This is a genomic window from Streptomyces thermospinosisporus, from assembly GCF_039526425.1.
GTDB lineage: Bacteria > Actinomycetota > Actinomycetes > Streptomycetales > Streptomycetaceae > Streptomyces > Streptomyces thermocarboxydovorans.
In genome coordinates this window covers 15,747-30,425 of record NZ_BAAAIZ010000059.1, presented here as the reverse complement: position 1 = coordinate 30,425, position 14,679 = coordinate 15,747, and the positions used below count along the sequence as shown (strand labels likewise).

The 14,679-nt window shown below is 73.1% G+C and carries 15 protein-coding genes and 1 pseudogene; 10 read left to right on the top strand and 6 right to left on the bottom strand.

Annotated elements, in window-relative coordinates; translation table 11 throughout:
* Positions 1-6: 6 nt before the first annotated feature.
* The gene (locus ABD207_RS19740) at positions 7-159 is read right to left on the bottom strand and encodes a hypothetical protein (RefSeq protein ID WP_344014425.1); all 153 of its coding nucleotides are present in this window, start codon (positions 157-159) and stop codon (positions 7-9) included.
* Positions 160-291: 132 nt separating this feature from the next.
* Entirely contained in the window at positions 292-609 is a 318-nt protein-coding gene (locus ABD207_RS19735) for a hypothetical protein (RefSeq protein ID WP_344014424.1), read from the bottom strand.
* Positions 610-957: 348 nt separating this feature from the next.
* Here ABD207_RS19735 and ABD207_RS19730 point away from each other — a divergent pair.
* From ABD207_RS19730 to mug, 7 genes and pseudogenes are all read left to right on the top strand, one after another.
* Positions 958-1,419 (top strand): annotated as a pseudogene (locus ABD207_RS19730) (ABC transporter permease); the annotation flags it as partial.
* Positions 1,420-1,481: 62 nt separating this feature from the next.
* On the top strand, positions 1,482-1,907 hold the full coding sequence (locus ABD207_RS19725) for a GNAT family N-acetyltransferase (RefSeq protein WP_344014423.1): 426 nt from the start codon (positions 1,482-1,484) through the stop codon (positions 1,905-1,907).
* Positions 1,908-2,092: 185 nt separating this feature from the next.
* Entirely contained in the window at positions 2,093-3,463 is a 1,371-nt protein-coding gene (locus ABD207_RS19720) for a hemolysin family protein (protein WP_344014422.1), read from the top strand.
* Positions 3,460-4,482, top strand: coding sequence for a hemolysin family protein (locus tag ABD207_RS19715; protein ID WP_344014421.1), 1,023 nt, complete (start codon positions 3,460-3,462; stop codon positions 4,480-4,482). Before ABD207_RS19720 ends, ABD207_RS19715 begins: the two co-directional genes overlap by 4 nt.
* A gap of 74 nt (positions 4,483-4,556) precedes the next feature.
* Complete coding sequence (locus ABD207_RS19710; RefSeq protein ID WP_344014420.1) at positions 4,557-5,369, top strand: SGNH/GDSL hydrolase family protein; 813 nt, start codon at positions 4,557-4,559, stop codon at positions 5,367-5,369.
* 134 nt (positions 5,370-5,503) lie between these two features.
* Positions 5,504-6,946, top strand: a complete 1,443-nt coding sequence (gene purB, locus ABD207_RS19705) for an adenylosuccinate lyase (RefSeq protein WP_344014419.1) — start codon at positions 5,504-5,506, stop codon at positions 6,944-6,946.
* 44 nt (positions 6,947-6,990) lie between these two features.
* A complete protein-coding gene (mug, locus tag ABD207_RS19700) occupies positions 6,991-7,488 on the top strand; it encodes a G/U mismatch-specific DNA glycosylase (protein ID WP_344014418.1) in 498 nt (165 codons plus the stop codon).
* Positions 7,489-7,634: 146 nt separating this feature from the next.
* Here the strand turns inward: mug and ABD207_RS19695 are convergent, their stop codons facing one another.
* Together ABD207_RS19695 and ABD207_RS19690 are read right to left on the bottom strand one after the other, a co-directional pair.
* A complete protein-coding gene (locus ABD207_RS19695; RefSeq protein ID WP_344014417.1) occupies positions 7,635-8,075 on the bottom strand; it encodes a hypothetical protein in 441 nt (146 codons plus the stop codon).
* A gap of 56 nt (positions 8,076-8,131) precedes the next feature.
* Positions 8,132-8,380: a hypothetical protein gene (locus ABD207_RS19690; RefSeq protein WP_425580755.1), complete on the bottom strand. Its 249-nt coding sequence runs from the start codon at positions 8,378-8,380 to the stop codon at positions 8,132-8,134.
* Between the two features lie 27 nt (positions 8,381-8,407).
* On the opposite strand from ABD207_RS19690, the gene ABD207_RS19685 reads away from it, so the two are divergent.
* Positions 8,408-9,565: an ROK family protein gene (locus ABD207_RS19685; protein WP_344014416.1), complete on the top strand. Its 1,158-nt coding sequence runs from the start codon at positions 8,408-8,410 to the stop codon at positions 9,563-9,565.
* A 276-nt stretch (positions 9,566-9,841) separates the two neighbouring features.
* Here ABD207_RS19685 and ABD207_RS19680 read toward each other — a convergent pair whose 3' ends face one another.
* Positions 9,842-10,603: a GntR family transcriptional regulator gene (locus tag ABD207_RS19680; RefSeq protein ID WP_344014415.1), complete on the bottom strand. Its 762-nt coding sequence runs from the start codon at positions 10,601-10,603 to the stop codon at positions 9,842-9,844.
* 183 nt (positions 10,604-10,786) lie between these two features.
* Positions 10,787-11,710, bottom strand: a complete 924-nt coding sequence (locus tag ABD207_RS19675; RefSeq protein WP_344014414.1) for an RNA polymerase sigma-70 factor — start codon at positions 11,708-11,710, stop codon at positions 10,787-10,789.
* A 189-nt stretch (positions 11,711-11,899) separates the two neighbouring features.
* Here ABD207_RS19675 and ABD207_RS19670 point away from each other — a divergent pair, with 189 nt between their 5' ends.
* Together ABD207_RS19670 and ABD207_RS19665 are read left to right on the top strand one after the other, a co-directional pair.
* A complete protein-coding gene (locus tag ABD207_RS19670) occupies positions 11,900-12,778 on the top strand; it encodes an alpha/beta fold hydrolase (protein ID WP_344014413.1) in 879 nt (292 codons plus the stop codon).
* A 431-nt stretch (positions 12,779-13,209) separates the two neighbouring features.
* Positions 13,210-14,460: a GNAT family N-acetyltransferase gene (locus tag ABD207_RS19665; protein WP_344014412.1), complete on the top strand. Its 1,251-nt coding sequence runs from the start codon at positions 13,210-13,212 to the stop codon at positions 14,458-14,460.
* The last annotated feature ends 219 nt before the right edge of the window (positions 14,461-14,679 follow it).

Sequence of the window (14,679 nt, the reverse complement as noted above, 5' to 3'; positions counted from 1 at the left end):
CGACACCTACGCACACCAGCCCACCCGACGTGCAGTTTTCACGATGCACACCGCCCAGTCGGCGTCGTCCAGCTCAGGGACGAGCCGGCCGCGCTTGCGGAACCAGGCGCCCAGGGCGCAGGGCGTGCCCTGGCGGCCCTTCGGGGGCTCCTTCGTCACGGTGGCCGTGGTATCCAGCAGCTCCAACAGGCGGAGCTTCTGGGCGGGAGGCAGGTTCTCCAGCCTCTTGTGGGCCGCCTCGGCCATCGCCAGCAGGTCGCGGGCCCTCTTGCCCAGAGCTGGGCGATCTCCTCAGCCGACCGGTTCCGGTTCTCCGGGTCTGAAAGGATCTTCGCCAGACGGCTGACCTCCCGACTCACGCGCCTCAGCCTCCCTTCGCCGGCGCTCCAGGATCTCGCGGCCCTGGCGGGCGTACTTGCTGACGGAGCTTTGGGAGATGCCGAGCTTGTCGGCGATCTCGTACGTGTCCAAACCCTGCTGCGTCGCGAGGAAGATCCGCACCTTGTCGTTCTCCTCCGCCTGGATGGCGGTCTGGTGCGTCAGCTCGATGTCCGCCAGGACGGCGGCTCTGACGTGTTCGGGCAACGTGACCTTCTTTTTGGGCGGCATGGCCGGGTCCCCTCGCGCTCAGTCATTGCGGCAGCGGCTATCAGTGTGGCGGCAGATCAGGTATCTGGCCTCCCGATGAGCGGCGATGCCCAAAACTTAACCGACAGTGACCCGTGACCGTGCGAGTGATCGGTGTTGAACACCACCGGTCACCGGCCCTTCCACCATCCCCGCTTCCAGGGTCATCGCGGGTCCGGCTTCCGGTGCTGTCCGCGGTGACGGGGGGACACGCACGCGAGTGGGGCCGTGTACGTGTATCCCCGTCGTCTGCCTCCGCTGTCCGCCGTGACGATCACTCGTACGGTGGACGGCGAGACGTGCTTGATGATCCTGGCGTACGTCACGGTGTCCCTCGACGCCTATCCGCAGGTGCAGGTACGCGACCAGGCCGACTACAAGGAGCTGGTGCACGATCAGATCGCCGTGCTGCTGTACCTCGTGTACGCCCTGCTGGGGCTGGCGATCATCATCGCGGTGCTCGGTGTGGTCAACACGCTGGCGCTGTCGGTGGTGGAGCGCACCCGGGAGATCGGGCTGCTGCGGGCGATCGGGCTCGCGCGGCGGCAGCTGCGCCGGATGATCCGTCTGGAGTCGGTGGTGATCGCGGTGCTGGGGCTGGCGCTGGGTCTGGTGTGGGGTCTGTGCGTCCAGCAGGTGCTGGCGCTGGAGGGCATGACCGCGCTGGCGATCCCGTGGGGCACGGTGATCGCGGTCGTCGTCGGCTCGGCCCTGGTGGGCATCGCGGCGGCGCTGCTGCCGGCGCTGCGGGCGTCCCGGATGAACGTGCTGGCGGCGATCGCCCACGAGTGAGCCGGGTGTCCGGATGGTGGAAACGGGCGGGTGGCACTGTGCCGCTGTGCTGTGATCACTTCATGAGTGAGCTGCGGATACGGGCCGCGACGGCCGAGGATCTGGACGAGGTGCTGGCCTTCTGGAAGACGGCCGCCGAGGGCACCAGCATCAGTGACGACCGGGAGGGGGTCGAGCGGCTGGTCGCGCGGGACCCTCGGGCCCTGCTGCTGGCCGAGCGGGACGGGGAGCTGGCCGGCACGGTGATCGCGGGGTTCGACGGCTGGCGCTGTCATCTCTACCGGCTGGCGGTGCATCCGGACCACCGCCGTCAGGGCATCGCCTCCGCGCTGCTGGCGGCGGCCGAGGAGCGGTTCGTACGGCTCGGGGGCCGCCGGGCGGACGCGATGGTGCTGCAGCGCAACGAGACGGCGCATCATGCGTGGGCCGCTGCGGGGTACCAGCCGGAGGAGCAGTGGCGTCGCTGGGTGAAGCCGCTCAGCGGGTGATCCACGGCACGACCGGGATCCTTTGCTGATCCTTTACCCTTGAGGGGTCACTCGGTTCATCGGTCGCCTGCAAGGGCCGGTCACGTCGGAAAGGTTGGTGCGCGTCCGCCCATGGGCGAGCCTCCCAGTAGCAGACATCGCGCGGTCGTCCCCGTCCTGTTCGACCATGGGACGGAGGTGACCCGATGACCGAAGTGCTCCTCCTTCTGGTGGCGATCCTGCTCTCCCTCGCCTGCGGCGCCTTCGTGGCAGCCGAGTTCTCCCTCACCACGGTCGAGCGCGCCGAGCTGGAACGCGCCGTGGAGCGCGGCGAACGGGGCGCCGCGGGCGCGCTGAAGGCGGTTCGGAATCTGACGTTCCAGCTGTCCGGCGCCCAGCTCGGCATCACGGTCACCAACCTGATCGTGGGCATGCTCGCCGAGCCCTCGATCGCCGCGCTGATCGCGGGCCCGATCCAGGACCTCGGCGCCTCCGAGGCGACGGCGCACTCGGTGGCGCTGGTGATCGGCACGGGCCTGTCCACGGTGTTCCTGATGGTGGTCGGGGAGCTGGTGCCCAAGAACTGGGCGATCTCCTCGCCGCTGGCGATCGCCAAGCGGGTGGGCAACGCACAGCGCTGGTTCAGCGCCGCGTTCCGCCCCTTCATCACGCACCTCAACAACACCGCCAACCGCATCGTGCGCCGGATGGGTCTGGAGCCCGCCGAGGAGCTCGCGCCGGGCCGCAGTCCCCAGGAGCTGGCGGCGCTGGCCCGCCACTCGGCCAGGGAGGGCGCGCTGGCGGCCGACACCGCCGAGCTGTTCGTCCGCACCCTGAACCTGGCCGACCTCACCGCGGAGAACGTGATGACCCCGCGCGTGCAGGTCATGGCGCTCGAGGAGCACGCGACCTGCGAGGACGTGGCCAACGCGACCCGGGCGACCGGCCTGTCCCGGTTCCCCGTCTACCGTGACACCCTCGACTCGGTGGTCGGCACCGCGCACATCAAGGACGTACTGGCGGTGCCCGCGGAGCGCAGGGCGCACATACCGGTGTCCGAGGTGATGCGCGAGCCGCTGCTGGTGCCGGAGTCACTGACCGTCGACCGGCTGCTGGACCGGCTGTCCGACCGGCGCACCATGGCCGTGGTGATCGACGAGTACGGCGGCACCGCGGGCGTGGCCACGCTGGAGGACATCGTGGAGGAGGTCGTCGGCGAGGTCCGCGACGAGCACGACCCGCACGAGACGCCCGAGCTGGCCCCGGCCGGCACGGACGAGGAGGGGCACGCCCTGTTCTCGGCCGACGGCTCCGCGCGCATGGACCAGCTCGCCCGGGTGGGTCTGCGCGTTCCGGAGGGCCCGTACGAGACGCTGGCCGGGCTGGTGGCGACGAAGCTGGGACGCATCCCCGCCGTCGGTGACGCGCTGACGGTCGCCGGATGGCGGATGGAGGTCGTGGACGCGACGGGCCGCCGCGCCGCCCGGGTCCTGCTGCACGCGCCGCTCGACGACGAGCGGGTGGTCACCACGCGGGACGGCGGGACCGCCGAGGACGGCAAGGAGGCCCGGCGATGACCGCTCTACAGCTGCTGATCGGTCTGGCGACGCTCGTCGTCAACGCCTTCTTCGTGGGCGCGGAGTTCGCGCTGATCTCGGTCCGCCGCAGCCAGATCGAGCCGCACGCCGAGCAGGGCGACCGGCGCGCGAAGAGCGTGCTGTGGGGGCTCGAGCACGTGTCCGCGCTGATGGCGGCGGCACAGCTCGGCATCACCCTGTGCACCCTGGTGCTGGGTGTGGTCGCCGAGCCCGCCATCGCGCATCTGCTGGAGCCGGTGTTCCACGCGATGGGCGTGCCGTCGGGCGCGGGCCACGCGGTGTCGTTCGTGATCGCGCTGACGCTGGCGACGTATCTGCACATGCTGCTCGGCGAGATGGTGCCGAAGAACATCGCGCTGGCGGAGCCGGTGCGCAGCGCGCTGCTGCTCGGCCCGCCGCTGGTGGCGCTGTCGCGGGGCCTGCGTCCGGTGATCTTCACCATCAACGCCTGCGCCAACGCCCTGCTGAGGCTGCTGCGGGTCGAGGTGCGGGACGAGGTGGTGGCCTCCTTCTCGGACGCCGAGCTGGCGCAGATCGTGAAGGACTCCGGCGAGGCCGGTCTGATCGACGACCGGGCGCAGGAGCGGCTGCACGACGCGCTGGAGCTGGGCCGCCGGCCGGTGCGGGACGTGGTGCTGCCGCTGGAGCGGGTGGTCTATGCGAGCGTGGGCGTCACCCCGGAGGGCCTGGAGCGGCTGTCGGCCGAGTCAGGGTTCTCCCGCTTCCCGGTGGTGGACGAGGGCCGCCGGATCGTGGGCTATCTGCATGTGAAGGACGCCCTGGACGCCTCGCCCCGGGACGTGCCGTTCCGGCTGCGCGACATGCGCCCGATCGCGCGGGTGCGGGAGAGCACCCCGCTGGACGACGTGCTCACCGCGATGCGCGGCAGCCGCACCCATCTGGCGGCCGTCATCGGCGCCGACGGGCGGCTGGCGGGCCTGGTGACCATGGAGGACGTGCTGCAGGAGCTGTTCGGGCGGCGGGCCGAGCAGAGCTGAGACACCCGCGGCGGAGCGGGGCGAGGGAGCCGACCGACCGGCGGGTATGTGCACGGGATAGCATCTGTGCCGTCATGGAGACGAGCGAGACGACGCAGCCGCGTCCCACCCACACCAGCCTGGTCGCCGTCGGCGACTCCTTCACCGAGGGCATGTCGGACCTGCTGCCGGACGGCACCTACCGGGGCTGGGCCGATCTGCTGGCCGCTCGGATGGCCGCGGTCAACCCCGGCTTCCGCTACGCCAACCTCGCGGTGCGCGGCAAGCTGATCCGGCAGATCGTCGACGAGCAGGTGGACGCGGCCGCGGCGATGCGGGCCGATGTGGTCACCCTGGTCGGGGGCCTGAACGACACGCTGCGCCCCAAGTGCGACATGGGGCGGGTGCGGGCTCTGCTCACCGAGGCCGTGGAGCGGCTGGCGCCGCACTGCGGTCAGCTGGTGCTGATGCGCAGCCCGGGCCGGCAGGGCCCGGTGCTGGAACGGTTCCGGCCGCGCATGGAGGCGCTGTTCGAGTGCGTGGAGGAGCTGGCGCACCAGCACGGTGCCCTGGTCGTCGACCTGTACGGGGCGCCGGCGCTCGGCGACCCCCGGCTGTGGGACGCGGACCGGCTGCATCTGAACGCCGAGGGGCACCGCAGGGTCGCCGAGGGGGTGTGGCAGACCCTCGGCTACCCGCCCGAGGACCCCGAGTGGCATCTGCCGCCGGAGGCGACGCTGCCGCCCCGCTGGGTGGCCCGGCGGATCGAGGACGTGCGCTTCGCCCGCCGTCATCTGCTGCCGTGGATAGGCCGCCGCCTCACCGGCCGCTCCTCTGGCGACGGCCTGCCGCCCAAGCGCCCCGAACTGCTGCCCTTCGAGGGCGACCGGGTCCAGGGCGCCCGGTAGCCGACGCCGGGCCTCTCGGCCCTGCGGCCCACCGGGTCCGGGGCGCGGCGGCGACCGGGCCGGGGTGTCTTGTAGCTTCCGCCAAGCGGGCCCGTGGCGCGGGCCTGCAGGAACCGCCAGTAGAATCGCTCCACGTGACTGCTGCGCCCGCTAAGCCCCGTATCCCCAATGTCCTCGCCGGACGGTACGCCTCCGCCGAGCTCGCCACGCTCTGGTCGCCCGAGCAGAAGGTGAAGCTGGAGCGGCAGCTCTGGCTCGCCGTGCTGCGCGCCCAGAAGGACCTCGGGATCGAGGTGCCGGACGCGGCGATCGCCGACTACGAGCGCGTTCTCGACCAGGTCGACCTGGCCTCCATCGCCGAGCGCGAGAAGGTCACCCGGCACGATGTGAAGGCGCGGATCGAGGAGTTCAACGACCTCGCCGGCCATGAGCACGTGCACAAGGGCATGACCTCGCGCGACCTCACCGAGAACGTCGAGCAGCTGCAGATCCGGCTCTCCCTGGAGCTGATGCGCGACCGTACGGTGGCCGTGCTGGCCCGGCTGGGCAAGCTGGCCGGTGAGTACGGCGAGCTGGTGATGGCGGGCCGCTCGCACAATGTGGCCGCGCAGGCCACCACCCTCGGCAAGCGCTTCGCGACCGCCGCCGACGAGCTGCTGGTGGCCTACGGACGGGTCCAGGAGCTGCTGAACCGCTACCCGCTGCGCGGCATCAAGGGCCCGGTCGGCACCGCCCAGGACATGCTGGACCTGCTCGGCGGCGACGCGGACAAGCTGGCCGAGCTGGAGCGGCGGATCGCCGGGCATCTGGGCTTCTCCGAGACGTTCACCTCCGTCGGCCAGGTCTACCCGCGCTCCCTCGACTACGAGGTGGTCACCGCGCTGGTGCAGCTCGCCGCGGCCCCGTCGTCGCTGGCCAAGACGATCCGGCTGATGGCCGGGCACGAGCTGGTCACCGAGGGGTTCAAGCCGGGCCAGGTCGGCTCCTCCGCGATGCCGCACAAGATGAACACCCGCTCCTGCGAGCGCGTCAACGGCCTGATGGTCATTCTGCGCGGCTACGCCTCGATGACCGGCGAGCTGGCGGGCGACCAGTGGAACGAGGGCGACGTCTCCTGTTCGGTGGTGCGCCGGGTGGCGCTGCCGGACGCGTTCTTCGCACTCGACGGCCTGCTGGAGACCTTCCTGACCGTGCTCGACGAGTTCGGCGCCTTCCCCGCCGTCGTGGCGCGCGAGCTGGACCGCTACCTGCCGTTCCTGGCCACCACGAAGGTGCTGATGGGCGCGGTGCGCGCGGGTGTCGGGCGTGAGGTCGCGCACGAGGCGATCAAGGAGAACGCCGTGGCCACCGCCCTGGCGATGCGCGAGCAGGGCGCGGAGCGCAACGACCTGCTGGACAAGCTCGCCGCCGACGAGCGTCTGCCCCTCGGCCGCGACGAGCTGGAGGCACTGATGGCGGACAAGCTGTCCTTCACCGGCGCCGCGGGCGACCAGGTCGCCACCGTCGTCGCCCGGATCGAGGAGATCGTCAAGCAGCACCCCGAGGCCGCCGGCTACACCCCCGGGGCGATCCTCTGACCCGCTTCACCCGCGAGGAGCTCGAGGCCGCCCGCGACCGGCTGGTGCCGGACGTGGTCGCGGACGGCCTGCGGGTGCTGTTCTGCGGCATCAACCCCGGTCTGATGACGGCCGCGACGGGCCATCACTTCGCCCGTCCCGGCAACCGCTTCTGGCCGGCGCTGCACCGGTCCGGTTTCACCCCGCGGCTGCTGAAGCCGTCGGAGCAGAAGGAACTGCTGTCGTACGGGCTCGGCATCACCAATGTGGTGGCGCGTGCGACGGCCCGGGCCGACGAGCTGAGCGCCGAGGAGTACCGGGAGGGCGGGCGGCTGCTCGCCGAGAAGGTGGCCCGGCTGCGGCCGCGCTGGCTGGCCGTGGTCGGGATCACCGCGTATCGCGCGGCCTTCGGCGACTCCGCGGCGCGGGTGGGCCGGCAGGAGCGGGTCATCGGGGACACCCGGGTGTGGGTGCTGCCCAATCCGAGCGGGCTGAACGCGCACTGGACGGCGCAGACGCTGGCGGAGGAGTTCGCGCGGCTGCGTGAGGCGGCAGAGGGCTGAGCGAGTGCGCAGGGCCGCGGAGGCTGGGCGAATGGGCGCGACCGAAGAGGGCTGAGCTGAGCCGATCGCTGTCCGCGCGGGTCGTGAAGGGGCTCCGTGAGCGGACTCCGTCAGCGGACTCAAGGGTCAGGGGCGAGGCACGCGGGTCAGGGCGGGGCGGTTTCGGCGACCACCGCCAGCAGCTGCACCGCATCGTCCGGGTCCCGGTCGGCGACCGCGACGGCGACCCAGCGGCCGGTGCCCTCCACCTCCCACAGCCATGCCGCCCGGGCGCCGGCGGCGAGCCGGGCCCAGGGCTCGGGTATCTCCTCCTCGGCGCCGCGCAGCAGCACCGTCTGCAGGTTCCACAGGTCCGCCTCGCCCCAGCGGGCCGACAGGACCTCGTGCAGGGCGTCGCGTTCCTTCTCGTACTGGTCCACCGTCACCGCCCAGTCGCCCGGGTCGCCGTCGCGCAGGCCGGGGTCCGCCCGCAGTACGGCCACATGGTGGCCGGGCCCCGAGAAGCCGGCGTCCGACGGACCGTGCTCCGCCGGGAAGGGGCGGAAGCACAGCTCGTCGATGAGGGCGATGTGCTGTGCGATGTCCATGAGCTCCAGTAAACCCGTCGCCACTGACACTTGGCGGAGCGTCAGGCGACTTCCGGTCAGGCACGGCCGGCTTCCGGCCCCGCTCTGGCCGCGAGCAGTGCGGCGAGGGTGGTGAGCAGGCCCACCAGCGGGGCGGGAACGGCGACGGCGAGCGCCTTGGCCGCGGAACAGCGGGCGCGGTGCGGTACGGCGGTGAGGGACAGGCGCGGGGCGCCGTCGTGGCACTCGGCAGAGACGGCCGGTGCTCCCGCGTCCCGCTCCCCGGAGGTGTCCGGGGTTCCGCCTGCCGAGTACGATCCGGCCATCACCCGCACGAGCTGGGAGGACGGACGGTGGGGCGGCTGACCGGCGGGGATCCCTCGCTGCTTCGGAGGATCAACTCCGCGGTGGTGCTGCACGCGTTGCGGGCCACGGACTGCGCGACGCTGACCGAGGTCACCCGCGTGACCGGACTGTCCCGGCCGACGGTGGAAGGGGTCGTCGAGGGGCTCATCGAGGCCGGTCTGGTGGTGGAGGCGGCGGCCGGCGAGACGTCCGCCCGGCGCCAGGGGCGCCCGGCCCGGAGGTTCCGGTTCCGCGCGGAGGCCGGGCATCTGCTGGGCCTGGAGATCGGGGCGCACCGGGTGGCCGCGCTCCTCGCCGACCTGGACGGCCGGGTGATCGGCGCCGAGGTGAAGGACGTCGACGAGACGGTCGAGGCGGACGAGCGGCTGGAGCGGGCGCGTACCGCCGTCACCGATCTGCTGCGCCGGGCCGGTGTGCCGCGCGACTCGCTCCGTGCCGTGGGCGTGGGCACGCCCGGCATCGTGGAGGCGGACGGCACGGTGCGGCTGGGCACGGCGCTGCCCGGCTGGACGGGTCTGGGTCTGGGCGCGCGGCTGAGCCGGTCCTTCAAGTGCCCGGTGCTGGTGGAGAACGACGCCAACGCGGCGGCGGTGGCCGAGCACTGGAAGGGCTCCGCCAAGGAGACCGACGACGTGGTGTTCGTGCTGGCCGGGCTCAGCCCGGGGGCCGGTTCACTGATCGGCGGCCGGCTGCACCGCGGGTACGGCGGGGCGGCCGGGGAGATCGGGGCACTGCATCTGCTGGGCCGGGAGGCCACGCCGGAGGCGCTGCTGTCCACCACCGACAAGCCGCTGCATCCGCTCGACGAGCAGGCGGTCACGGCGGTGTTCGCGCAGGCGCGGGAGGGCGACCAGCGGGCGAGGGCGGCGGTCGACCGCTTCATCCAGCGGCTGGTGCACGACGTGGCCGCGCTGGTGCTCGCCCTCGATCCGGAACTGGTCGTGATCGGCGGCTGGGCGGCGGGCCTGGACGGGGTGCTGGAGCCGCTGCGCCGTGAACTGGCCCGCTACTGCCTGCGCCCGCCGAGGGTCGCCCTGTCCCTGCTCGGCGAGGCGGCGGTGGCGACGGGTGCGCTGCGGCTGGCCCTCGATCATGTGGAGGAGCAACTCTTCGCGGTGGAGGGCACGGTGACGGCCCGCCGGTAGGCGGGAGCGCGGGGCCCGCCGGTGGGCGGGAGCGCAGGACCCGCCGGTGGGCGGGAACGCAGGACCCGCCGGTGGGCGGGAACGCAGGACCCGCCGGTGGGCGGGAACGCAGGACCCGCCGGTGGGCGGGAACGCAGGACCCGCCGGTGGGCGGGAACGTGACGGGCCCATAGGCAGACCGGCCCGTCGGTAAACGGGCGGCACTGCCGGCAACCGCACCCGCTCACCCGGCCGCCGGAAGACGACCCTCCAGCGGCCTTCAGGACCCGTACGTGCTCAGGACGCCCGGCGCTCCGGACCATGGTGGACCTCCACCGCGCCCGTGTCGCCGAAGGTGAGCCGGCACGTGTCGGCGCGGTAAGTGGCCACGGAGAGCGCGGCGGTGCGGCCGCGGGTGATGAACCGGGTGGTGACGACCAGCACCGGAGCACCGGGGAGGCGGTCCAGTTCGCGGGCGTCCTCGGCGTTGGCGGAGCCGAGCTCCACGGTGTTCTCCTGGCGCTCCAGCTCCAGGTGCTGCAGTTCGCGCAGGACGGCACGGGCCCGGGCCGTGCCGGACGGCAGGTCGATGCCGGTCAGGTCCGGGACGGAGGAGGCCGGGATGTAGAGGAGCTCGGCGGCGACGGGCTGGCCGTGCGAGACGCGGGAGCGGCGCACGATGTGCACCGGCTCGTCCCGGCCGGTGACCAGGGTCTCGGCGACGGAGGCGGGCGGCACCTCGAGGGTGCAGTCCAGGGCCTGCCAGGCGTCGCCGGGGGCGCCCGGCCAGCCGTGCTGCGCGGGGCCGACGGAGACACCCATGCGGGGCGGGGCGACGGTCGTGCCGACGCCGCGGCGGCGCTGCAGCCTGCCCTCCAGTTCCAGCTGCTCCAGGGCCTGCCGGAGGGTCGCACGGGCGACGCCGAACCGTGCCGCGAGCTCACGCTCGTTGGGCAGGATCTCCCCCACCGAGAACTCGTTCTCCAGCGCTTCGCTGAGTACGGTCCTCAGGTGCCAGTACTTCGGTTCCGGCACCGTCTCCAGCTGCGTGGTCCCCACCCTGTCCTCCACGATGGCTGAGTCCGGCGGCGTTTTAGCGCCCTTGTTTATTAAAGGTTGTTTCACTTGTCAGCGACCATAAGGGGGCCCGACCCCTTGGTCAATACCAATCCCCCGCGACAACGGGACCCCCGCCGCATGGCGGGGGTCTGTCGCAGAGGGAACCGGCCGGGCTCGCGGGAGCTACGGCGCCGATGCCGGCGGTGTTCGCGGCTCCTCCGCCGCGGGCGCGTCCAAAGCCTGCAACTTGTCCGGGTTGCGGATGAGGTACACCGTCTGAATGCGCCCGTCGACGACGTCCACCTGGAAGATCGTGTCGGGCTTGCCGCCGGAGAGCACCAGCAGCGCGGGACCGCCGTTGACCTCGAGGTGGCGCACCGAGAAGTCGGGCAGGCCCTTGCGGGCGGCGCCGATGATGAAGCGGCCCACCTTGTCGGCGCCGGCCACCTCCCGCAGAGGTGCCCGCGCCTTGCCGCCGCTGTCACCGACGAGACGCACATCGGGCGCGAGCATCTCCAGCAGCGCCTCCAGGTCACCGCCGCCGGCCGCGGCCAGGAAACGCTCGGTCAGATCGCGGCGCTGGGCGGGGTCGACCTCGTAGCGCGGGCGGCGCTCCTCCACGTGCTTGCGGGCCCGTCCGGCGAGCTGCCGCACCGCCGCCTCGCCCCGGTCGAGCATGGCCGCGATGTCGGCGTACGGGTAGCCGAAGGCCTCGCGGAGCACGAACACCGCGCGCTCCAGCGGCGACAGCGACTCCATGACGACCAGGACGGCGAGGGAGACCGAGTCGGCGAGCACGGCCTGTTCGGCGGTGTCCGGGGCGCGGTCGCCGAAGTCGGTGACGTAGGGCTCGGGCAGCCAGGGTCCGACGTAGGTCTCGCCGCGGGACTTGATCTGGCGCAGCCGGTCGATGGCGAGGCGGGTGGTGACGCGCACCAGGTAGCCGCGCGGGTCGCGCACGTCGGAGCGGTCGCCGCCGGACCAGCGCAGCCAGGCCTCCTGGACCACGTCCTCCGCGTCGGCCACCCGGCCCAGCATGCGGTAGGCGACCCCGAGGAGGACAGGGCGGTGCTCTTCGAAGACATCGGTCTCGGTGTCGGTGGTCACCGCTCCATCCCAGCCCACGCCCGCGACCCTGTCCAGGCGGTTCCCGGCGGGGCGGTGCGGGCGCGGAACCAGCGCGCTGCGGACGCGGGAGGCGGACGGCCGGATTCAGGGGCTACCCGTCGGTAGCAATTGCTGACAAGCTGTCTACGGCGTCCCCGCCCGCGAGACCCAGACGAGGAGAGCACCTTCATGTCAGCGACCGTCTCCTTCGAGGTCACCTCACCCCACGGCCCGCAGCGCGTGACCCTCTCCTATGCGCGCGTGGGCCGCGGCGAACCGCTGCTCCTGCTGCACGGAATCGGCCACCACCGGCAGGCCTGGGACCCGGTGGTCGACATCCTGGCCACCGAGCGCGAGGTGATCGCCGTGGACCTGCCCGGATTCGGGGCGTCCGCCAAGCTGCCGGACGGGCTCGCCCACGACCTGCCGACCATGAACGCCGCGCTGGGCGCGCTGTGCCGGGAGCTGGAGCTCGGCCGGCCGCATGCGGCGGGCAACTCGCTGGGCGGTCTGCTGGCCCTGGAACTCGGCCGCGCCAAACTCGTACGGTCCGTCACCGCGCTGTCCCCCGCCGGGTTCTGGACCCAGGCCGAGCGGCGCTACGCCTTCGGGGTGCTGCTCGGGATGCGGCGGATCGCGGAGCGGCTGCCGCTGCCGCTGGTGGAGCGGCTGGCCCGTTCGGCTGCCGGGCGGACGGCGCTGACCAGCACCATCTACGCCCGCCCCGCCCGCCGTTCCCCCGAGGCGGTGGTCGCCGAGACGCTCGCGCTGAAGCACGCCGAGGGCTTCTTCGAGACGCTGCGCGCCGGCCGTGCCGTCCGGTTCACCGATCCGGTGCCCGGGGTGCCCGTCACGGTGGCCTGGGGCGCCAAGGACCGGCTGCTGCTGCCCCGGCAGGGCGTCCGCGCCAAGCAGACCATCCCGCACGCCCGGCTGGTCCGCCTCCCCGGCTGCGGCCATGTGCCGATGAACGACGACCCGGCCCTGGTCGCCCGCGTCATCCTGGACGGCAGCCGCACCCGCACGACGGCCGCCGAGTCCGCGCAGGTGGACGCCGCGGCCTCGTAGGCAGCGGAAACCGGTGGGCCGGCCCGCCGGCCCCTCGCAGAGTGACGCCGACCGAGCCGACGCGATCCCGGGGGTTCCCGCCGTGCCTCCAGCACCGACCGACGCGGGTGTCGCTGGAGACACGGGCGCCGCGGGGGCGGGGCGCTCCGAACCCGGCTCCCCCGCCTGGGAGTTGCTGCTGCCCCCGGCCTCGGCGCCCGCCCGCGGACGGGGGCGGCCCCTGACGACCCCGGCGAGGGCGTCCACCTGGTCCTCGGCTGCGCCCACCTGACTCCCCGCCCGCATCCGGGAGGGCGTACGGCTGCTGGCGGAGGCCGTCCGGAAATGAGCGCTGCGGCGGCAGCCGATTTCAGATCTCGTTACTCACCGGTCACAGTGAGTTCGTAACCGGGAAACACCATTCCTTCACAGTGGTATGCATGAGTCGAGACATGTCTGAAGTGATCTGCAATCTGCGGGAGCTGGCGAAACGGACGGTGCGGGGCAGGGCCGGCTTCCATGTGTGGTGGGCACGACGGCACGGGCATGCGCCCCCGGTGCCCGAGAGCGATGCCGGCGGTGCCCGGCCGTCCGCCGAGGCCGGGCCGAGCGTGCTGTGGCGGATGCGGACGACGGTGCGGGACGAGCCCGGGTCGCTCGCCGCGCTGTGCGCGGCGCTGGCCGGGCACGGGGTCGACATCCTGAGTCTGCAGACCCATCCGCTCGGCGACGGTGTGGTGGACGAGTTCCTGCTGCGCGCGCCGGGCGGGCTGGACGGCGGGGCGCTGACGGAGGCCGCCTCGGGTGCCGGGGGCTGGGACACCTGGATCGAGCGGGCCGACACCCACGATCTGGTGGACGCCCCGACGCGGGTGCTCGGCCTGGCGGCCCGCACCGCTCAGGACGCGGCGGAACTTCCGCTGGCGCTGCGGCAGTTGCTGGGCAGGTGCACCATCCGGTCGCTGCCCGCCGCCCGCTCCTCGGCGGTACCGGCGCCGCAGGGGCCGGTGGAGGGTTCGCTGGAGGGCACCGTGATGCGGCTGCGCGCCCCGGAGGGCGGGGTGATCATCGTGGAGCGGCCGTATCTGGCCTTCACCCCGACCGAGTTCGCCCGGGCGCGGGCGCTGGTGGAGCTGGACGCCCGGCTCGGTCCGCGGATCCCGCGCGGCCGGGACGTGCTCACCCTGCCGGAGGGCGGCGACATCACGGTGCGCCGGGCGGACACCCGTGATCTGCCGGCCGCGCTGGAGATGCACGAGCGGTGCTCGGCCCAGACGCTGCGGCTGCGCTACCACGGTCCTGTCGGCGACGCGGACCGCTATCTGCGCCATCTGCTCAGCCCGCGCTTCGGCCGCACGCTGGCCGCGCAGACCCCGTCCGGCCGCATCGTCGGCCTCGGCCATCTGCTGTGGGACGGCGACGAGACCGAGGTCGCGCTGATCGTCGAGGACGCCTGGCAGCGCCGGGGCATCGGCGGCGAGCTGCTGTCCCGGCTGGTGGCGATGGCCGCCGAGGCGGGCTGCTCGGACGTGTACGCGGTGACCCGGGCCGCCAACACGGGCATGGTCGCCGCGATGCGGGCCCTCGGCCTGCCCCTCGACTACCAGATCGAGGAGGGCACCCTGGTGATCACCGCCCGCCTGGACGGGATGGGGCCGCACGGCCCGCGGCAGCGGCACGGGGCGCACGCCGCCCGCCCCTGACCAGGGGGACGGAGCGGGCGACCGAAGGGCGGTTGAGGGCCGACGGCCGTCCCCCTCCCCCGGTGCGGGGGGGACGGCCGGGTCGTTCACCGGTCCGGGCGTCAGCCCTGGACCAGTTCCTCCTGGCGGGTCCCGGTGCCGGTGTGCCCGCCGAGCGCGCCGTCCAGGTCCGCCCACAGGTCCTCGACGTCCTCCAGGCCGACCGAGAGGCGCAGCAGG